General features: G+C 61.4%; 14 protein-coding genes. 9 read left to right on the top strand and 5 right to left on the bottom strand.

All coding sequences use genetic code 11. The annotated features are described in order from the left end of the window. Positions 1 to 629 precede the first annotated feature (629 nt). Entirely contained in the window at positions 630 to 1,343 is a 714-nt protein-coding gene (locus F6X51_RS21445; protein WP_150965718.1) for an RES family NAD+ phosphorylase, read from the bottom strand. Next, complete coding sequence (locus tag F6X51_RS21440; RefSeq protein WP_210250330.1) at positions 1,324 to 1,713, bottom strand: antitoxin Xre-like helix-turn-helix domain-containing protein; 390 nt, start codon at positions 1,711 to 1,713, stop codon at positions 1,324 to 1,326. The genes F6X51_RS21445 and F6X51_RS21440 overlap by 20 nt, the downstream gene beginning before the upstream one ends. A gap of 157 nt (positions 1,714 to 1,870) precedes the next feature. On the opposite strand from F6X51_RS21440, the gene F6X51_RS21435 reads away from it, so the two are divergent. The 3 genes from F6X51_RS21435 to F6X51_RS29075 are packed head-to-tail and all read left to right on the top strand — an operon-like array spanning position 1,871 to position 4,150. Beyond that, positions 1,871 to 2,539 (top strand): multiubiquitin domain-containing protein, encoded by a 669-nt coding sequence (locus F6X51_RS21435; RefSeq protein ID WP_150965717.1) that lies wholly within the window; start codon positions 1,871 to 1,873, stop codon positions 2,537 to 2,539. Continuing rightward, the gene (locus F6X51_RS21430; RefSeq protein WP_150965716.1) at positions 2,514 to 3,695 is read left to right on the top strand and encodes a ThiF family adenylyltransferase; all 1,182 of its coding nucleotides are present in this window, start codon (positions 2,514 to 2,516) and stop codon (positions 3,693 to 3,695) included. Before F6X51_RS21435 ends, F6X51_RS21430 begins: the two co-directional genes overlap by 26 nt. Further along, positions 3,692 to 4,150 (top strand): DUF6527 family protein, encoded by a 459-nt coding sequence (locus F6X51_RS29075; RefSeq protein ID WP_407658660.1) that lies wholly within the window; start codon positions 3,692 to 3,694, stop codon positions 4,148 to 4,150. The genes F6X51_RS21430 and F6X51_RS29075 overlap by 4 nt, the downstream gene beginning before the upstream one ends. Before the next feature lie 763 nt (positions 4,151 to 4,913). Here the strand turns inward: F6X51_RS29075 and F6X51_RS21420 are convergent. Further along, positions 4,914 to 6,026: an IS110 family RNA-guided transposase gene (locus tag F6X51_RS21420; RefSeq protein ID WP_150965715.1), complete on the bottom strand. Its 1,113-nt coding sequence runs from the start codon at positions 6,024 to 6,026 to the stop codon at positions 4,914 to 4,916. A 125-nt stretch (positions 6,027 to 6,151) separates the two neighbouring features. Next, the gene (locus tag F6X51_RS21415; RefSeq protein ID WP_150965714.1) at positions 6,152 to 6,802 is read right to left on the bottom strand and encodes a hypothetical protein; all 651 of its coding nucleotides are present in this window, start codon (positions 6,800 to 6,802) and stop codon (positions 6,152 to 6,154) included. A gap of 100 nt (positions 6,803 to 6,902) precedes the next feature. On the opposite strand from F6X51_RS21415, the gene F6X51_RS21410 reads away from it, so the two are divergent. The 6 genes from F6X51_RS21410 to F6X51_RS21385 all read left to right on the top strand — a co-directional run bounded on the left by F6X51_RS21410 (position 6,903) and on the right by F6X51_RS21385 (position 19,216). Next, positions 6,903 to 8,345, top strand: coding sequence for an ADP-ribosylglycohydrolase family protein (locus F6X51_RS21410; protein WP_150965713.1), 1,443 nt, complete (start codon positions 6,903 to 6,905; stop codon positions 8,343 to 8,345). Between the two features lie 54 nt (positions 8,346 to 8,399). After that, positions 8,400 to 9,311, top strand: coding sequence for a hypothetical protein (locus F6X51_RS21405; protein WP_150965712.1), 912 nt, complete (start codon positions 8,400 to 8,402; stop codon positions 9,309 to 9,311). Further along, positions 9,311 to 10,546, top strand: a complete 1,236-nt coding sequence (locus F6X51_RS21400; protein WP_150965711.1) for an MBL fold metallo-hydrolase — start codon at positions 9,311 to 9,313, stop codon at positions 10,544 to 10,546. Before F6X51_RS21405 ends, F6X51_RS21400 begins: the two co-directional genes overlap by 1 nt. Positions 10,547 to 11,870: 1,324 nt before the next feature. Beyond that, the gene (locus F6X51_RS21395; RefSeq protein ID WP_191970201.1) at positions 11,871 to 15,287 is read left to right on the top strand and encodes a TM0106 family RecB-like putative nuclease; all 3,417 of its coding nucleotides are present in this window, start codon (positions 11,871 to 11,873) and stop codon (positions 15,285 to 15,287) included. A gap of 24 nt (positions 15,288 to 15,311) precedes the next feature. Further along, the gene (locus F6X51_RS21390; RefSeq protein ID WP_150965709.1) at positions 15,312 to 17,621 is read left to right on the top strand and encodes an McrB family protein; all 2,310 of its coding nucleotides are present in this window, start codon (positions 15,312 to 15,314) and stop codon (positions 17,619 to 17,621) included. After that, a complete protein-coding gene (locus F6X51_RS21385) occupies positions 17,618 to 19,216 on the top strand; it encodes a nuclease domain-containing protein (RefSeq protein ID WP_150965708.1) in 1,599 nt (532 codons plus the stop codon). Before F6X51_RS21390 ends, F6X51_RS21385 begins: the two co-directional genes overlap by 4 nt. 351 nt (positions 19,217 to 19,567) lie before the next feature. On the opposite strand, the gene F6X51_RS21380 is transcribed toward F6X51_RS21385, so the two are convergent. Further along, the coding region (locus tag F6X51_RS21380; protein WP_191970200.1) for a transposase at positions 19,568 to 19,821 on the bottom strand (254 nt) is incomplete at its 5' end.

Genomic DNA, 19,821 nt, shown 5'->3' with positions numbered 1-19,821 from the left:
CCCACCCGCTCGGCTCGTGGCCATCGGCCCTGAAACGTTGATCCGCCATGATCTCGACCTGCTCACGCGATGGGATGCGAGATCATATCAAGGAAAGACTGCAGGCCGGCGGGGATTAATGATGCGGGACGCTAGCACGAAATTGCTCCCTTCGGGGACTTTCGGCCATCGCCCGACATGCGTCGCGCGCGCCGCAGGCTCGGCGGAGCCCCGCGGCCTCCTCGCGCGGGCGCCGGCATCCGGCCCCGGGCGAGGCGCCGGGCCTGTCCGAGCGGGCCGTCCGATCGAGCCAGGAACGTCGCGCGCGGTCGGTGGGCCCGGCAGGACTCGATTTTTAGCGAAAAAACTGCAGCAAAATTAATGACTTAACTGCTCATCGACGGCCGAGTGTTATGCACTTCCGACTGCATGCGCAAGCGATTTCAGGCGCGCTACCCATGCGTGTGACAGCCTTGCCTACTCTTATCCCGATGAGCCCGGGCGGTATGGTCGTCTGGCGATGCTGGAACAGGTGTCGGAGTTAAATTCCGTGGCGCTATACCCGATCAAGATGACGACTGACCGAAAGGCCCTGGCCGTCTTGAGGGCGGTGGCATGAAGCTTTTACCGCGTGCCGGCATGGAAAGGCGTTAGGCGGCAAGTTCAGGGTTCGCCCTCAACTCATCGGGATAGATCTTCTTGCCAGTCCGAAAATCGTAGATGACGTCGATGCAGGTACCGTTCCAATTGAACCGGAAATGCTCGCCTTGGACTGCCTTCCCAAGCGTCTCGATGCGCAAGATCGATACGCAAAGCCCCGCTCCGCGATCAGCCGAACGGAAGACGATTCCGTCTAGGCCCGCTTCGAAGACCCGCTGTCCCAGCCTACGTCGCTGTTCCCCCGGAGTGGTAGGGTCGAGGCTGCGGAGATCGGCGAACCGGCCGCGCACGGTACGCGACAGGGCTCTCATATCGAGCCCTGTCGCTGGTTCGCTTGTGTCCCCGAGGAAGCGCTCTCGCCTCGCGACTGAGATAGCGAGCGCTGTTGCCAAATCGCTGGCGAGCTCAAGTGCAGACAGGTCTGGGCCGAAAAAGTAAGTGCCGTCCGGATTGGGATACGCGAACGGCGCGTGGTTCCAGTTCTGTACGAGCGGGGAGTTACCATCCACCGCATCGGCCCCGTTGAGGATCTGGCGCTTCTCCTTCAACCGCGGGTTGGTGAGAGACTCCAGCTCAAAAAATGCGTCGTCCTGCCCATTGGCGATGCGTGCAAAGATATCGATGGGGGGGAACCGGGACGGGATCAGCACGTGATAGTTGCCATCCACGTCAATCTCTTCGAAATCAGCCGCCGCGTTGGACATCGAGGTACTGCCTCACCTTTAGGATGTCGACGACCTGGCCGTTGAGCATGACGTCGAGAGCGCTGTTACCCTTGAAGTAAGAGCTCTTCTTCTTGATCCAAGAGTCAGCCTGGGGAGGATCGGGTACAAGGATCTGTAAGGCCTTGTAAATCGCGAGCAGGTGGGAAACTCGCTCCACTGTATCTCGCGGAAGCGATCCACCGTCCTTCTTCCACTTGAAGAAGGTTGACCGTCCTGGCGACCCCAGAAGCTGAAGCTGCTGGTCGGTCGATAGCTGCCAAGCTTCCGACAGCTTTTGGAATGCCGTCATCGCGACGCGATCCGTCGGCCGCTCGTCGCCCTCATGGGCGGCGGCCTCTCCGTGGGTCATCGAGAATCTCCTTTCGATGAGAAAAGTCCAAATCGGGACTTGTGTGGCGAAACGATCCAGTTCAAGATAGTCCATATCGGGACTACGGCTTGAGCTTAGTCCGGCCGGCGGACGCCCACAAGGGGCCGCAGGCGCGACATAGGGATCGGTAGCTGACATGGCTGACAAAACGTTCACGTACGAGTTCGAGGTCGACGGCAGGGTCCATCACACCCACGACGGCATTCTGGATGGCCGCCAGATCAGGCTGGCGGCTGACCGGTCACCACCCAGCGGCTTCATTCTCATCGAGGCTAAGGGCCACGCGACGCGATCCGTCGGTCTGGAAGAAACCATCCACCTTGAGCCCGACGAGCGGAGTATCTTCCGGACGTTCGAGGGGGACCGAACCTACAGCTTCACCGTCGATGAGCGCGGTTGGGAATGGGGGGCGGCCACGGTTGCCGAGGCAGATGTGCGCCGTTACGGCGGCATCGATAACGACCACGACCTAATCCTCGATGCGGATCGCGACGCTGTCATTGAACAAGGCGAGGCAATCAACCTCAGCGGCAAGGAAGTGGAGCAGATCCGCACCCGCCGCAAAGTCTCGCAGGTGACCATCATCGTCAACGGCCGTGAGAGGGTCGTGCAGCCCGGTCGGATCACCTTTGAGGCGCTGATCGCCCTGGCATTCGAGATCCCGCCAGTCGGCCAAGCCGTCAGCTTCACCGTGACCTTCCGGAAGGGCGACGACAGCCACTCCGACGGTTCGCTCACCGCGGGTCAGTCCGTGCAGGTCAAGAACGGGATGGTCTTCAATGTCCGCGCAACTGATAAGTCGTAGTCCCGATCTCGCCCGCCTCCGGGCGGATGGTTACGAGGTGGCCGTCATCGGCGGCTACCTCTTCCTCCACAACGTGCCGTACGTCGATGCACAGCGTACGATCAGGCAGGGAAAGCTCGTCTCTGAGCTTACCCTCGCCAATGACATCACGTTGATGCCGAGTAACCACGTCGCCTTCTTCATTGGCGAATATCCATGTGATGCGAACGGCGCCCCGCTCAGCAAAGTGGTGATCGGGTCACAGCCGTTCGACGTCGGGTCCGGACCGATGCCGGCACACATGCTGTCGAGCAAGCCGTCGACAGGCTACCCGGACTACCATGAGAAGATGAGCGCATACGTGGCGCTCATCGCCAGTCACGCGGCCGCAATCGATCCGGGAACGACGGCCCGGACACACAGGGTGGTCGAGAGCAGCAACCCAGACGCCCCATTTATGTACATCGACACCGCCTCCAGCCGGGCGGGCGTCGTCGGGGTGACCGCGAAGCTACGTGGCCAGAAGATCGCCATCATTGGCCTGGGCGGTACTGGCTCGTACATCCTCGATCTCGTCGCTAAAACTCCAGTCGCAGAGATACACCTTTTTGACGATGACGTTTTCTTGCAACACAACGGATTCCGAGCGCCGGGCGCCCCCACATTGGACGAGCTTCGCGCCCACGAGCCGAAGGTGGAAAGGCATCAGCGGACCTATTCGCTAATGAAGCGGGGAATCGTAGCGCACCGTGTGCGCCTTACCAAAGCCAATGCCCATCTGCTTCAGGGAATGGATTGCGTCTTCCTGAGTTTCGACGCGGGTGCCGACAAGGCGGCGATCATCGCCGCGCTCGAAGGTTTTGATATTCCCTTCATTGATGTCGGCATGGGCGTGGATGTGGTCGATGAAAGCCTCCTCGGCATCGTTAGGATCACAAGCAGCACGCCGGACATGCGCAAGCACGTGCGGGATAAGAACCGAATTCCCTTAGGGGGCGACGGCATGGAGAACATGTACGAGCGGAATATTCAGATCGCGGACTTGAACGCTCTCAACGCTTCATTGGCAGTTATTCGATGGAAGAAGCTTCTTGGCTTCTATAAGGACTTTGAAGGTGAGCATTTCTCCGCTTATACCATCGATGGCAATCACCTCGTCAACGAGGATGCCACATGAGGTCACTCAATCATCGTTTCGTAGAAGGTATGCCGTCCAAATTGGAAGACGGCATACTATACATATCAATTGCATACGACACCATTCTACATCGGTGTGCATGCGGGTGCGGCCACGAGGTCAACACCCCTCTGGGCCGAACGGATTGGAGTCTTACGTATAACGGCGAGACAGTGTCCTTATGGCCCTCCGTCGGGAACTGGAGCTTCCCCTGTCGCTCGCACTACGTCATCAAAAACAACCGTATCCATTGGGCGGGCGATTGGTCGGAAGAAGAAGTCGAAGCCGGACGGCGCGCCGACCGTTCTCTTAAAGCCCAACAGGCGAAGCAAACCAAGCCAGTCGATCTTCACCCGTTTGTGGCCGAGGTAGCGAAAGAAGGTTCGTCCAAATTGACCGAGCAGCCGGCAAACAGGTGGTGGACCCGATTGGTGAAGCGGATCAAAAGCAGGTGAGACACGGCCCCTCATCGCGTCCCTGGTGGTCGAATCTGGCGAATGGAATTCGTGCCCCTAGTCGGCCTCCGACCCAATTTAATTAAGCAAACTGCGACCTACGCACCTAAAATCATACTAGCAATCTTGCTTCTCTCAACCACAATGTTCGACTGTAGTGGCGCTGCGTCTCACAGGAGAACCGATGCGGGGTCATGTCGTCGACGAGGAGCTGGTGCAGCGAGCCCGTGGCAGCGGCGGGAACGGCAAGGAGGTCATGGGACGGCTCCAATCGGATGAAGGGAGCCACGATCGTCCGCCCGGGTCGGGCGACGCTCAATCAGCAAAGGGCGCTCGTCTCAATCCGCAAAACTCCAAGCTGCCACCCATCCCGCGTAAGCGGGTTCGTTCATCCACCCATCGCGGACGTTCGTGCCGGGTTCCATCCGTTAGATTTTGACCACTCTCATGTTCGCCATTTCAAGATGCGGGCACGCCAAATCGTTGCTCGCTGTCGAGCTGATCCTTGTGGCCGCGGCTGAGCAGGGCTGGAGGCACGATCCTGAGACGACGGTTGATCCTGCTCTGTTGCGCGGGTTGGGTACCGCCGGACCGGATGCGTCGCGGAGCGTCCTCTGTCTAGAAGCCAGCGTCGGATGAGACCCGTCTGATAGTGGTGGCGAGGGTTCTCCTGACCGGGACCGTGCCTCCGGCCTTGCTCAGCGTTGGATGGTGCAGTGCCGGCGATGACCTCCTTGGGTTCTGGCGGGCGGCAGGGTTCATCTCAACGCGCGCCGATCGGCGGCTCCAAGCGGACGATGGCCCAGACGAAGCCCGCCAACTCGCGTGCAATCGCGGTGACGACGACGGTCGGGGGCTTTCCCGACCGGGACAGCGTGCGGTAGCGGCGGCATAGCCGCTCCTGCGCCTTCCAGGCTGTATCGCGGATCGACTGGGCCAGTCCCTCCTGTCTCAGGAGTTGCTCGCGGCTGATCCGGGCTGGAAACCGGTAGCTCCAGGCTGCCTCGATCAAGGTGCGACGGGCCGCACCGTTGCCGGCCTTGGTAATGCCGCCCTGACGCCGCGTGCTGCCGCTGGAATGCTCAGACGGGACCAGGCCGAGATAGGCCATCAGCTGACGCGGATTGGCAAAGCGGCTGATGTCGCCGAGTTCGGCAACGAGCGTTGTCGCCGCAATCAGCGCCATGCCGCGCAGCGCCTGCAGTGCGCGCACGACCGGGGCAAGGGACCAGTCCGACAGCGCCGCCGCAATCTGGGTCTCCAAACGGTCACGCCGGGCTGTGGCCGCTTCAACCGCCGCGATGCCATCCTCCAGCACGATGTGATGAACCGCCTGCTCGAAGCGCAGACCTGCCAGCCAGCGGCGGTGCATCAGCGTCCAAGCTGGTCGATTGTAATGACGACCCTGTCGCAGCAGGAAGCCGCTGAGTTGCTGACGAGCCTGGCGCAGGGCGCGCACTGCGGCTTGCCGCGCTCGCACGAGGTCGCGAATGGCCTCATGCTTGGGATCGGGGACCCAGACCGCGGTCAACTCGCCGGCACGATGAAGCTTGGCCAGGTTGATCGCATCCCGCCGGTCCGTCTTGATCCGCTCGCCGGGTTTGCGCGGGATCAAGGAGGGGGCGACCACCGCGCAGCCGTGCCCGGCCAGCGTCAGCTGGCGTTGTATGCCGTAGCCGCACGGGCCCGCCTCGTAACAGAACTGCAGCTCCCGGTCGGTCCGCGCCAGCTTGCCCGCGAGTGTCTTCACGGCCGTGGGCGTATTGGCGATTTTACCGAACTCCCGCACCGCGCCGCGCTGGTCCGCTTCAGCAAGGGCGACCGCAATCGTGTCCTTGTGCACGTCCAGTCCGACATACGTGATAACCTGCTCCACGACCCGTCTCCTATGCATGAGGCCCGGCACCGGAATCCGGCACAACCCTCGTCAATCTGCATCATGTGAGACGGGTCGCCCCCTCTCGGGCGAACATCTGGTCTACGTCCGTTGCTGCAGCTGTCTCAAGTGTCCGCAACTCGTTCGGCTGCCTTGGTGGCCTTCCGTACGTTCTCCGCCGTCCAGTGCGCCCCCCCACCAAGGGTCGGAACTTTCCGTTCGTTGAGAAGAGAGGCAACGGCCTTCCACCGGCCGCGCTCGTTCGGGACCTCGGATAGAGCCACCGCCAGCGCCACTGGCACATCCCTTCGCCTGCGTTCGCGCTCCTCGGCCTCCTGGACGCGCCACATGGAAAAGTGCTCCGCAGGGTCGAACCTGCGCCTATCCAGCATGATCTCGTCCGCCGGCAGCCCGAGGACCGGGACGGCGATCCGACTTAGGGCTGACAGCGCTTCGGAGAGGATCGGGTGAGGGCGCCAGCCACCGTTTTGATGGAAGTCCACGTGCAGCAAGGTCGCCTTGGCCTCCCTGCAGAGCCGGCCAGCCCTGGCGACATCCCCCTCGATGGCCGAGGTGCCACGGTCCGGGCTGACCTCCATGGCCACGACCTCTCCGATCAGGGCGCCGTTCTCCCAGTCCACCTGTTTCCGCACGACGGCGCGCTGATAGGCGATCGTGCGGCTCGCCTCGGCCGCCCGGGCCGCGTCGTCGGGAAGATTAAGGAAGCCGGCCCAGCGGACCGGGAAGGTCCAGTAGAACCCGACGAACGCACCCATGTGAACACCAACAGCTAGAATCCGGAAAATTCCGACGCGACCCGTCCGGATGACGGTCCCAAGCTACCGTGAACTCGTCATCAACCGATGGGAGCACACCATGTCGAACGAACTCCGCATCGCCGAACTGCCCACCGGGACCCTCGGCGGCATGATCGGCGTGACTTTCGCCCCGGGCAAGAAGCAGGCGACCGGTTTGACCGGCAGCCACGACCGTGACCTGGACGCAGACCTCGATGTCGTTGCCGATTGGGGTGCCTCAGCGGTGATTACCCTGATGGGAACCGAGGAGCTTGCCCTCCATGGTATCGCCGGCATCGGGAAGGCGGTACGCGAGCGCTTCATGGAATGGCATCATCTGCCCATCCGGGATGTCGACGTCCCGAATGCCTCCTTCGAAGCCGAGTGGCCCGAACAGTCCGTCCGGCTGCGTTCCCTTCTCTCCGCGGGCAACCGCGTGCTCGTCCATTGCCGCGGCGGGCTCGGTCGCGCCGGTATGGTCGCCGCCCGGTTGCTGGTCGAGATGGGCGCCGCACCGGCGGATGCCATCGATACCGTCCGTCGCGTCCGCGACCCGCGGGCCATCGAGACGATGGCTCAGGAAGCATGGGTGCGAAAGGGTTACGCTCGGGATCACGACCGCCCGAATGAGGCTGGGACCCGCGACCGGGGCTTGGGCGCGCTGCTCGGCTTAGCGGTCGGCGACGCGGTCGGCACCACCATCGAGTTCTCCGCCAAGCCCACCCACGCCGTTCTCAACGACATGGTCGGCGGTGGCCCTTTCGGCCTGAAGCCCGGGCAGTGGACCGACGATACCGCCATGGCTCTCGCGCTCGCCGATAGCCTCATCGCCCACCCCGACCTCGATCCGTCCGACCTGATGCGTCGCTTCGTGTCCTGGCGCCGTGACGGCGCCTACTCCTGCACCGGCGATTGCTTCGACATCGGCGTTACCACGGCTTCGGCGCTCCGGTGTTTCCAACGGACCGGTGACCCTTTCGCCGGGTCGAACGCCCCCGACACGGCCGGGAACGGCTCCATCATGCGTCTGGCACCCATCGCGGTAAGGCACTGGCGGGATCGGGAGGAGATGCGGCGCATCGCCCGAGATCAGTCCCGTACCACCCATGCCGCACCGGAGGCGGTCGACGGATGCGAGGCCCTCGCCGACCTAATCGCGGTGGCCATCCAGGGGACCAGCCTGTCGGACCTCGTCTCCTCCCCGGCCGCCGGACGGGTGCGCGGCTTCCGGATCGGTCAGCCTCGCAGCGAGGTCCGTGGGTCGGGGTACGTGGTCGCCTCCCTGCATGCGGCGCTCTGGGCGGTCTCGCGAACCACGACCTTCCGGGGTGCCGTGCTGCTTGCAGCCAACCTCGGTGAGGACGCTGACACCACCGCCGCGGTAGCCGGACAGATCGCCGGGGCCTTGTATGGCGCCAGCGCCATCCCTGAGGAGTGGCTCGCCCGGCTGGCTTGGCGCGGCCGGATCGAGCAAATGGCCGGTGACCTCTTCGACGCCGGCATCGCTCGGCTCGCCGCCTGACGCGGGACGATCTCGCATCGCATCGCCGCATCGATCCATTTCAGGAGCACGCCCATGACGATATTCGATCACGCACTCTCGCAGCCCTTCGTCGACGCCCTTCGTAAGGAGGTGGATCGCGAAGGTTGGTGGCGTGATGTCCTCGGCGACCCGACCCTCGTGGTCGCCACCCGGGGACGTTCCCTGAACGTCTACTGGAAAGGCCAGTCCCTCTTCAAAGCATCGTTCGTTCAGGACGCCCTGCGCGTCACGACTCACGAAAAATTTCTGCTCGATCCCGCTCTCGCGGCACAGGTGCCGCTGCTGAGCGATGGGACCTTCGACATCGCCGCCCTGCTCCAGAAGGGTTTCCTCGGGCGGTACGAGGGACCCGAAACGCTGAAAAAGATGAAGTCCGCGGCCGGGGTGTTCGCCGACGCGGAAAAGGCCGGCTGCCACGAAATCGCGGTCCGCAATCCCAACGTCATCGACGTCGAGATCGCCTTCCCTGGCAAGTACGTCTTCGAGGGGAAGGAAACGGCCGCACCGCGCGTCGACCTGGCCGCTGTCGAGACCGACAGAGCCGACGCCCGTCTCGTCTTCTGGGAGGCGAAGACCTACGACAACGGCGAGTTGCGTGCGAAAAGCGAGAAGGTGACCGCCCCGGTCTGCGCCCAGGTCGCGCGCTATCGCACGATTCTCACGCAGCACCGCGACGTGGTCGAGGCCAGCTACACCAAGGTCGCTGCAAACCTCGTCGCGTTCAAGGCGATGGGATGGACCCGCCCGCTATCCCCGCTCATCCAGGCCGTCGGCAAGGGTGAGGCCCGGCTGCACCTTAGCGACGATCCGGCGGTCGGGCTCGTTGTGTTCGGCTTCGACGCCGGGCAGCGCGACGAGACGCGATGGATCGCGCACCGCTCCAAGCTGGAGATCAACATCGGCCGAACGAAGTACGTCGGGGATCCCGCGAAGGTCCGACTCTAATGTCCCTCACGCTCACCGTCCACCGCGGGACGCAGCAGATCGGAGGCAGCTGCATCGAGATCGCCCACCCAGACGGCGCACGCCTCGTCCTCGATGCGGGACGCCCCCTCGACGCCCCGGCGGGCGCTCAGGGGCTTCTGCCGGCCAGCCTCGACCTTTCGCGCCCCGCGACCGTGCTCATCGGCCATCCCCACCAGGACCATCACGGCTTGGTCGCTGAGCTGCCATCGGACTGGCCGGTCTGGACCGGCGCCGCCTCGGCCGAACTCATCGCGATCACGGGTGAGGTTTCCGGGTCGCCCCTCGACCGTTCGCTATCGACATGGGCCAGCCGGACCGGACCCATATCCATAGGACCGTTCACGGTGACGCGGATATTAACGGATCACAGCGCCTTCGACGCGCACATGCTGCTCGTCGAGGGTGCGGGACGCCGCATCCTCTACACCGGCGATTTCCGTAGGCACGGGCGAAAGGGCAAGCTCGTCGACGCCCTCATGGCGAGGCCACCCTCGGACGTTGACGTCCTGGTCATTGAGGGGACCAATCTCGGCACCGACAAGTCGGTGATCACCGAGGACGCGTTGGAACACGACTTTACCGCCCTGTTTGAACGCACCGCCGGCCGGGTCTTCGTTGCGTGGTCCGGCCAGAACGTCGACAGGACCGTGACGCTCTATCGAGCCGCCAAGCGAACCGGACGTACCCTGGTCGTCGACCTGTATGTGGCGGACGTGATGGACCGCATCGCGGAAGGTACGCGGCTGCCCCGTCCCGGCTTCCCAGGGTTGCAGGTGGTCGTGACGGCTGGCCTCCGTGGCCTCTACGCCAAACGCGGCTGTGATTCGTTCGTCGCCCGCATGGCCCGCTACGGCGTTGCCGCCCGTGCGGTGCCTTCCGACGCCGTCGTAATGCTGCGCCGATCGCTTATCCGAGATTACACCCGAGCCGGGCTGACCCCGACGTCGGACGACGCCTTCGTCCACTCGATGTGGCGCGGCTATCTCGGTACGCCGCACCATGCGGAGCCCCTTGAATGGTGCAGGACGGCCGGCGCAGCAGTCGAATGTCTCCACACGAGCGGGCATGCCGGCCCAACTGACCTACGTGCCTTCGCCGCGGCGGTGGCGGCGAAGGCGGTCGTTCCGGTGCACGGTGAGAATTGGGACGTCGAGAGGAAGGGGTTCGGCGTCGTCCGAAGGCTCATCGACGGAGAGAGGTGGGCCGTGCAGTGACCCTTCGGTGCCTCCTTCAAACCCGGCACCTATCACGGGACCATGCGGATGAGCTCAGGACCTGCGTAGGCCCATGCGACCTGAACGACGCACTTCAACTTCGATCGGAACAATATCTACCTATGGTTGAAATAATACAGAACTTTGATCCTCAAAGCAAAACATTACGCCCGAGATCATGAGGCAATGGTATCGGACGGGTGGCTGCCTGAAGGTGCTGGAACTTAGCCGCGGAGTAGACTTGCGCGTTGTAGGTACGCGCCGTTCGACGAATGCGTTAGAGGGAGCACATGCCACTAATTGATGATCTCACGATCTTGGCTGCAAGTCGCAATATAATACCTGTTGCGTTTGCCTGTACATTGTTCAATCAATGTAACGCATCCACTAATGGTAACATGGGTGGCGGATCAGGTTGCTCAATGAGCTTCGTAGGATCTAAATACGTCAATGTGCATCCAAAGATAGCGTGCATTGGCATCGATCATCGAGATCATATTTCTAACGACTATCATCAGCGGACGCTCGGGATAAGTAATCACTATCAAGGCCAGGGAACGGGTTCAATCAGCATTACCAAGGTGTTGTAAGAACGGCGGTCGCGTTCCTCGGTCAGCAAGGAACCGCTTGCAAAGTATGTTTGCAACAAAAGAAATGCAGAAAAGCGGCTAACCCAAGCACGCCTAACTGCATTCTTAATATGATTGTGCAACCAAACCTTGTGAAATGTGTTCGGACCGACGTCGATAGTGCGACTTCGAGAGCTACGCTTCCCATGCTGAGGAATTGCGCACACCATCTTCTGGCGGAGCTTCGCCTTATGAGACCCCGGCTAGCTATATTCCATGGGGCGAGGCTGAAGGCGCCATTTCTCCGTGCGCTGACAACCGAGGGTCTCCAATGGAGTAACCTTCCAATTCCACAAATCATGCCGGGCTTGGCCATAGAGATCTTAAAGTTGGGAACTCTGGCTTTCTTTCATCATCACCCGTCTCGAAATTGCTTAGCTAAACAGTGGCCAGGTATCGTGGCGCCGTGCCTCGATTATCTTCAAGAAAACGGTGAAATCGTTTAGTCTTCCAGTGTCTCAAATGCGACGTCAGCGGTGTGGCTCTAATGGAGGGCCGAGGATGACGCTGTTTGACGTGGCGGATGCTCGACCCAGTTCTCAGCGAAGGCCAGGAGTGCGCGGCTATATCCTTCTAATTTTCCTGGGTCAGGGCGTTTTTGCAACTTGCCACCGCGCCGTTTCGTCGGCACCATTGACCCCAAGCAACATCAGATTGCCGGGCAGGGGTCTATGACGGGAACGACACGGCCGGCGATGAGCCGCCTCTCACCCACTTTTCTGGCAACGTTTCTCGGCTGCTCCGCATCCGCCGCCTGGACGCTGGAGCATCGGCGCGGCTTGCGTGAAGCAGCGGTGAGTGCGGCTGATCCGCAGGCCGAGCTGATCCAGCGCAAGGGACACGAGCACGAAGCGTATTGCACGGCCGCGCTCGCTCGCGATCATGGGCCGCCTGTGCAGATCTCTTCCGGCTCTCTGGTAAGCCGGATGGCCGAAACCGACCGGGCTATGAATGAAGGCGCGCGGCTGATCACGCAGGCGGCCTTAGCTGATCGCAACTGGATCGGCTACGCCGACTATCTCGTGCGCGTCGATCAGCCCTCGCAACGCTGGCAATGGTCCTACGAACCCTGGGACGCCAAACTGGCGCACCACGCCAAACCCGAACACGTGATGCAGATCGCGCTCTACGGCGATTTGCTCGAAAAAGTGCAAGGACGCGTCGTCGAGTTCGGCGCGCTGATGCTCGGTAGCCGCGACCCCGCCACGCCATACGTCGTCGAGCGCTTCCGGCTGGCAGAGGTCCGCCACTACGTCCGCCGTGCCGCGACCCGTCTCGAACGCTTTGCCGATGACCTGCCGACGGGCCTGCTGCCTGAGCCCTGCGCCTACTGCGGCAAGTGTGATTGGGCGCCCAGTTGCGAAACCGCCTGGGAAGCCGCCGACCATGTGAGCCGCGTCGCCGGCATCACGCGCAAGCAACGCCAGCATCTGTTGACCGCTGGGGTAGCGACTGCCGCGCTGCTGGGTTCATGCGCTGAGAACCGCATTGCTGGCATCGGCAGCGAGACACTCGCTCGTCTTATCCAGCAGGCCCGTCTGCAAAAACAAAGCGCAGCCGAGAAACGGGGTATCTACGAGCTCCTGCCGCCCGTTGGCGGCCAGGGGCTGGCGCGCCTGCCGCCTTCCGATCCCGACGATCTCTTCTTCGACTTCGAAGGCGACCCCATGCATCCGGGTGGTCTCGAATATCTCTGCGGCATCCTCTGGCAGGCGCAGCCCGGCGATACCGAAGGTGAGCCCGTGCCCGGGCATCCAGCCTGCCGGTTCCTTGCCATCTGGGCGCATGACCGCGCACAAGAAAAGGTCGCTCTCGCCGAGCTGATGGCGTTTCTGACGCGGCGTCTGGAGCGGGCGCCCGGAGCGCATCTCTATCACTACGCGCCCTACGAGAAAACCGCGCTGCGACGCCTAGCTTCGATGCATGCTGTTGCCGAGGAAGCCGTCGACAAGCTGCTGCGCGCCGAGCGCATGATCGATCTCTACCAGGTTGTGCGCGAAGGCGTGCGCGTGGGCGAGGCCAGCTACTCGATCAAGAGCCTTGAGCGATTCTACATGCCCAAGCGCGCCACCGAGGTTGTCTCCGGTGGGGACAGTCTCGTCATCTACGATCACTGGCGGCAGACCGGCGAGCAACGGAGCCTCGATGCTATTCGCGACTACAACCGCGATGACTGCCTCTCGACGCTGTTGCTGCGGAACTGGCTCGCGCAGCTGGCGGAAGTCGCAGGCATCGTCGCCCCGCCGGAAGCGGTCGTCGTCGAAACCATTGAGGAGCGCGAGAAGCGCCTGAACCGAGAGGCGCATGAGCGGGCCCAGTCCGAGCTAGAAACTTCGATTGCAGGCGATGCAACCGCGCCGGATTTCGCCGCCCGGCAGCTCATGGCAGATCTAGTAGGTTTCCACCGCCGCGAGGCCAAGCCGGCCTGGTGGTCCTTCTTCGATCGCCAGGACCGCGGCGCGGATGAGCTGCAGGATGACGAGGAGTGCCTCGGTGGCTGCATTCGCGACGGGGATGACTGGATCGGCGCCGATAAGCGCAGCCTGACCTTCCGCTTCCGCTATCCCGAGCAGGAGACCAAGCTGCGCAAGGGCAGTGCCATACATCTCGCTGCGACGGGGGAACCTGCTGGTACCATCGTCGCGATTGACGAGGCCACGCGCAGGGTGACCGTCAAACGCGGCAGCAAGGCCGGCCCGCTGCCCGAAGCCGCCTGTCTCATCCCCGGCGGACCGATCGGCACTGACGTGCTGCGGGATGCGGTATGGCGGGTGGCTGCGGACGTCGCCAAGGGCGGGGCTGCCTTCCCCCATGTCGCCGCCCTCCTTCGCCGCGAGCCGCCGCGCATTTCAGGCCGAGAAGCGGGACTGCCCATTATCGCGCTAGATGCGCGGGACGACCCACGCCGATTGCTGACGGCCGCCATCGCCGCCGTACGCGGCCTAGACCGCTCCTGGCTGGTTATCCAGGGGCCGCCAGGTGCCGGCAAGACATACACAACTTCACACCTGATTGCGGCCCTGATTGCCGACGGCAAGACCGTCGGTATCGCCTCCAACAGCCACAAGGCCATCGACAACGTTCTGCACGCAGTTGAGGCCCGGCTGATCGAAGAGGGGCGGCGGCCCGCGATCCGCGGCCAGAAGAAGGATGGCGAGGGCGACGGCTATGAGGGCGCTGGCTTCATCCAGAGCGTGACCGACAACAAGAAGATTGATCCGGCCATGCCTATCTTGGCCGGCACGGCTTGGCTGTTCGCGCGCGAGGAGTTGCAGGTTAGTCGCGACGTGCTATTCGTAGATGAAGCAGGGCAGGTTTCACTCGGAAATCTCGTGGCGATGGCGCAGGCCGCGAAGTCGGTCGTGCTCATCGGCGATCAGATGCAGCTCTCCCAACCCATTCAGGGCGCGCATCCACGCGAAAGCGGTCTGTCCGCCCTCGACTACCTGCTCGAGGGACACGCGGTGGTGCCACCCGATCGGGGCATCTTCCTCTCCCAGACGTGGCGGATGCACCCCGATCTCTGCCGCTTCGTCTCCGCCGCGGTTTATGACGGACAGCTCCATTCAGAAGTTGGCTGCGCCGTGCAGCGGCTAGTGCTGGACCGCGATGCCCATTCTGCGCTCAAAGCAACCGGCCTCGCCTTTCACCCGGTAATGCACACCGGCTGCCGGCAGAAATCCAAGGTAGAAGCAGTCAAAGTAGTTGCGCTTTTCGAGAGCCTCCTTGGCCAGCGTGTCATTGAACGCGACGGGAAAGAGCGCCAGCTCAAACTCGCCGACATTCTTGTGGTCGCGCCCTACAACATGCAGGTCAACCTCCTTCGCGCGAATCTGCCCGAAGGCGCCCGAGTCGGCACCGTTGACCGCTTCCAGGGCCAGGAGGCGGAAGTGGTGCTGGTCTCGATGGCAACCTCCGGCGCAGAAGACATGCCGCGCGACGCCGCTTTTTTGCTGTCGCGCAACCGCTTCAACGTCGCGATCAGCCGCGCACGCTGTCTTGCTGTCCTGATTGCCTCGCCCGGACTGCTCGACCTCGTCGCGCGCAGTGTCGACGAGATGCGGTTGGCGAATGTATTCTGCTGGGCGGAAGCCTATGCAGCCGGTGATTAAAATAGTCAATATTGAGGAAATGGCATGCGGCCCGAGAAGGCTATAGAAGTAAAATCAAGCTATTATGATGCCTTTCTTCCTAATCACGACCATGATTGGGAGGCCTCTTGTGTATTAGCCTTCGAAAAAATATCTTCTGTTTCCGAACAGGAATTTCGCACGCTGGATTTTCAGCGATATTTATGGGAGCTAGAAGACATCGCCAGTATTGGACCTGGTAACGCCGTTGGCGTGCAAGGTGCGTACAGCGACGCTGAAGTCGTCGAAGCACTCTGGCAGTTAAAGCAGTGGGCGGCGCCCCCAGATTTGATTGCCCGTGCTAGCTACCTGAATGCTGAGTACAATAAAATAATTGGCTTAGTGTCGCCGAAATATAATTCGAAGAGGCCATTCGCCAGATTGGCGCGATTGCTCTGGGGGATGCGGCCAGGCGAGATGTTATGTCTGGTAGACAGATCACGAACCAATCGTTTCAGGGTTTGGCTAGAGCAACCATCGCACGACCTTGATTTCATTGGGCAGCATGTCATTGCCAGGCAAGCTTTGCGTGAAGCGTTGGGAGCTGAGACATCCCTGACCGATCACGTCCTGTATAGCCAGTTCTCCTGGCACGTATGGAAGCAAATTAGCCCAAAACCGCCAGATGCTATCGCCAAACCCGAGGTGACGGGCGCTAAGGCCATCGATACCCCGCAGCTTGCGGTTCTACCAGCTAAAATGCAGCGCAAAGGTATAAGCTACGTTTCACGTAATCTTGATCTGCTTCTTTCTATTATCCGAGGAGCAGAGAATGGGAACGATCGGGAGTCCTTGTTGCAGCTAATTTCCGAAGAAGCCCCGACACTTAGCAGTGCTTCGCGCGTTAATGTGCTGTCCCAGGCCCCGTCATTAGGCCTCTTAGCAGTCGAAAGCGGTTCATACCGTCCAACGTTGGCCGGCAAAGCCCTCTTGGATGGCGAAACTCCCGCCGACGTTCTCACACCTATCATGGTCCGCACAGTCTTCGGTTTTGCACATGTACTCGACGATCTCGGCGAAGCAGGAACACTAACCCGACTCGACGTCTCGCAGAAGTGTCGTAGCTACTACCCGCGCTGGACGACAGACTTTGCGCCGAATCAGCTGGTAGCTTGGATGCGCGACCTTAACCTCGTCGAGATCAAAGGCGTAGGCAAACAAGCAATTATCAACCTCACCGAGACAGGCGAGTACTGGCGAAGCGGCCTGCCAAATGAACTGAAAATACCGTCCCTGCTGCTCAGCAATGAACTGCCGGATGAGAAAGCGACAGAAGAAGCCGTCCAGGGAGAAACGACATCTCTGGTTCCCGACTTCGTCGCACCGTCGGCTGACGAAATCCTAGTACGCTTCCATCATGATGATCACCTAAGATCGCTGATCTTTACCGATGCCCAGATCTGCATGCTGCATGCCGCGCTTCATTCAGCGGAAGGCAAGCGTTTCGTCCTGCTGGCGGGTCTCTCTGGTACAGGCAAGACGTCGATCGCGCGTGGATACGCCCAGGCTTACTGCGAAGCGCGTGGCCTGCAGCTGAGGGCACATTACGCTCAGGTCGCCGTATGGCCGGATTGGACCGACCCCACAGGCCTGCTCGGCTTCGTCAATCCGCTAGCAAATCCGCCAATCTTCCAGGAAACGCCAGCCCTGCAGCTTCTGCTCGCTGCCCACACCAATCCCGACAAGCCGTACTTTCTCTGCCTCGATGAGATGAACCTAGCGCGCGTCGAGCATTATTTCGCGCCATTCCTATCCGCTATGGAAGGCCGCAACGGCCGTCTGACTATCCACGCCAATCGCGATGCTGTTGATGCCATTCCATCTTCGATCGCGTGGCCGAGCAACCTCTTCGTCATGGGCACAGTCAACATGGACGAGACGACGTATCCGTTCTCGGACAAGGTTCTGGATCGGGCATTCACCTTCGAGTTTTGGGACGTTGATCTGGAGCGCTGGTCCCAGGTTGCGGCAGCGAGAGAGAACGCAAAGACCGCAGTTGACTTCGTGCAGCCCGTGCTGAAGCAGCTGGCGGAGGCCCTTAAGCCAGCCCGTCGTCACTTCGGCTACCGCACCTGCGACGAGGTGCTCGGCTTTGTCATGACTTATGCGGAAGCCGAGCGAGATATCGCGCTCGATGTCGCCATCCTAGCGAAGGTGCTTCCCAAGGTGCGCGGCGACAGCGGCGGCGAGCTACCCAAGGCGATCGATAAGGTGCTCGAGGTGACCAAGGCTGCCAATCTAACGCGCTGCACCGACAAGCTCACCCAGATGCGGGCGACGCTGCAGGAGATGGGTGCAGTGAGGTTTTGGTATTGAGTGCGCCCAGCCTCTCCCGGCTGGTCGGCGGGGTCGAGGTGCCTCTGGATGAAGGTCCCGAGGGTTTTCTTTGTTCGGAAGGGGACTGCGTGGTTGTGGCGAGCCGCACGGCCGCCCTGCCGCAGCTTCAGCTCCGCGGCAAGCGTCTCGTACCGGAGAGCTTACAGCAGGCGGACGGAGACTTCGAAGCCCGATTCGTTTATTGGATCGACAGCTGGGCTGGGCGCACATCGTTTTCTCTATCTGACGGGCTGGTGCGTCACGACATCACGCTCGACGTCGGTCCGCATCAAGAGAAGTTAGCGCCGGGCGGTTGGGACGCGCTGATCAGGGAGCTCAGTGACATCTCACAGGCGCTACCCTGGGGCATGTCACCGGGAGCGGCCGCCGGCAGGCTGGTTGATGATGGCTTGGTCGCGGTACACCCGGCTATCATCGAACATCAGCTACCGCTGCTGGAAAGGCTGCTGATGCGGCTGCTGGCCGTTCCCCCGACGCTCGTAAGACGCGTCAGGACAGTGGGCCCCCTGAATCTCAGCCGTGGCGCTGATCTCAGGACCGTTCGCTGGCTGGCGCGGCGTCCGCTTGAGCTGGCAGGCGTGAGAGGCGAAGCCCCTGCTGACGCGTTACCCAATCCCCGCGCGATGGCTGACCAGCCAGAAACTCTGACCATCACCGATCACCCCCTCACCCGCTACATCGTGCATCTGCTCCGTCGGGTGCAGGCACGCTTGGGCGCAACTGCCAGAACGCTTGCATCACCGCGCCAGCACGGCATTCCTGACGATGCCGTCAAAGCCTACGCGAAAGAGCTGGCGTTGCGCGTCGAGCAGGCGAACACCAGGATCGGGGTGGTTCTAAAGGTGCCACTGTTTCGTTCGGTGCCTCCGGAACCAATGAGTGACGCTGTCCTGCAGGCATTGCCAGACCAGCCTCTATTTCTGGCAATCCATCGATGCGGACAGCGCCTTCTGAATCCCGGTTTGGCTTATGCGCCAGGACAAACCATTTACGCCGCTCTAAAAAACAGCTACGATTTATTTGAAATCATCGTTCTCTATCGTCTCGCAGCTCAGCTTGGCAGCCATCTTTCAGCGGACTGGGCTCCCTGCAAAGTGGCCACCATCAAGGAATACGATCTCGAAGACCGCCCGGAAGATCGGACGAGATGGGTATGGCAGGGACCACATGACCAGCGTCTGGAGCTCACATACCAAGCTCTATTCCATTCTGCCAAGTCTGCGAACGCATCGTTTCCCCAAACGAGCCTCAGTGCACAAGCCGTTCCCGATTACGTGCTTGCCCTCTGGAAGGGCGACAATATCGTGTCCTGGCTCATCCTTGACGCCAAGTACCGGTCAGGGCGGAAGCCTGTGCACGACGCTCTTGGCGATATCCACCGTTACCGGGATAGCTTGCGGATGGGCGGAACGCCAGCGGCTGGTGCCTACATCATCGTTCCCCATCTACAGGACGATGCTGCCTTATATAGCGAGGCTTATTACCTTGCAGCTCATCAATTTGGCGCCCTTGTCTTGTACGCGGACGATTGGGCTGCGCCAGTTTTTAGCTGGTTTCGGGCCACATCTTCATAGCCGCATGCCCAAATGACTTTTTTAGCAAAACAAATCACAAGGTGCCTTCAGTTAACCGCTGCGTCCTCCCATAGAGCGCAACCGGAAAGACTCCCGATCTCTATAATCGTGGATCAGCGTTGAAGCATTACCTTTCCTACAACTCTGTCTAGGTCATTGCTATATCAGGTGAGCTTCACATGAGGTGGGGACACGATCGGCGCCGATCGTAACCCCACCTGAATCTCGGATCTTGTAGATTTGTCAAAGGCTTTGCGAAGCTTCTCATAGGAACATGCTTCGACGCCGGTCCACAAGCTGAACCCTGCTCATGGGCTTTGCGATCGCCCTTCTGATACCAACTCTCACTGATCAGAACTCATGAGCCCATGCGCGTAGGCCGATGGACATGATGCGCCAGGGCTGGTCGATGAGTCTGTTCCAGGCATCGCAGCTTTGGTCGAGAATGGCCTCGTATGAGGCGAAGATCCGGTTGCCGAGCCAGTTCTCGCGCAGGAATTGCCAGAGGTTCTCGACCGGGTTCAGTTCGGGAGAGCCCGCTGGCAGCGGCAGCAGGGTGATGTTGGCCGGGATCACGAGCTTCCTGGTCATGTGCCAGCCGGCCT

This window comes from Methylobacterium planeticum (assembly GCF_008806345.1).
In the GTDB taxonomy this organism is placed as follows: Bacteria; Pseudomonadota; Alphaproteobacteria; order Rhizobiales; family Beijerinckiaceae; genus Methylobacterium; species Methylobacterium planeticum.
The sequence above is the reverse complement of the archived record's forward strand: the minus strand, read 5'-3'. Positions and strand labels throughout refer to the sequence as shown.

Bases quoted from the DNA above. Each gene is read 5' to 3' on its own strand.
- F6X51_RS21395 (WP_191970201.1), top strand. From the start codon at position 11,871: ATGAGCCGCCTCTCACCCACTTTTCTGGCAACGTTTCTCGGCTGCTCC.
- F6X51_RS21430 (WP_150965716.1), top strand. From the start codon at position 2,514: ATGTCCGCGCAACTGATAAGTCGTAGTCCCGATCTCGCCCGCCTCCGG.
- F6X51_RS21390 (WP_150965709.1), top strand. From the start codon at position 15,312: ATGCGGCCCGAGAAGGCTATAGAAGTAAAATCAAGCTATTATGATGCC.
- F6X51_RS21435 (WP_150965717.1), top strand. From the start codon at position 1,871: ATGGCTGACAAAACGTTCACGTACGAGTTCGAGGTCGACGGCAGGGTC.
- F6X51_RS21410 (WP_150965713.1), top strand. From the start codon at position 6,903: ATGTCGAACGAACTCCGCATCGCCGAACTGCCCACCGGGACCCTCGGC.
- F6X51_RS29075 (WP_407658660.1), top strand. From the start codon at position 3,692: ATGAGGTCACTCAATCATCGTTTCGTAGAAGGTATGCCGTCCAAATTG.
- F6X51_RS21400 (WP_150965711.1), top strand. From the start codon at position 9,311: ATGTCCCTCACGCTCACCGTCCACCGCGGGACGCAGCAGATCGGAGGC.
- F6X51_RS21415 (WP_150965714.1), bottom strand. From the start codon at position 6,802: ATGGGTGCGTTCGTCGGGTTCTACTGGACCTTCCCGGTCCGCTGGGCC.
- F6X51_RS21440 (WP_210250330.1), bottom strand. From the start codon at position 1,713: ATGACCCACGGAGAGGCCGCCGCCCATGAGGGCGACGAGCGGCCGACG.
- F6X51_RS21405 (WP_150965712.1), top strand. From the start codon at position 8,400: ATGACGATATTCGATCACGCACTCTCGCAGCCCTTCGTCGACGCCCTT.
- F6X51_RS21445 (WP_150965718.1), bottom strand. From the start codon at position 1,343: ATGTCCAACGCGGCGGCTGATTTCGAAGAGATTGACGTGGATGGCAAC.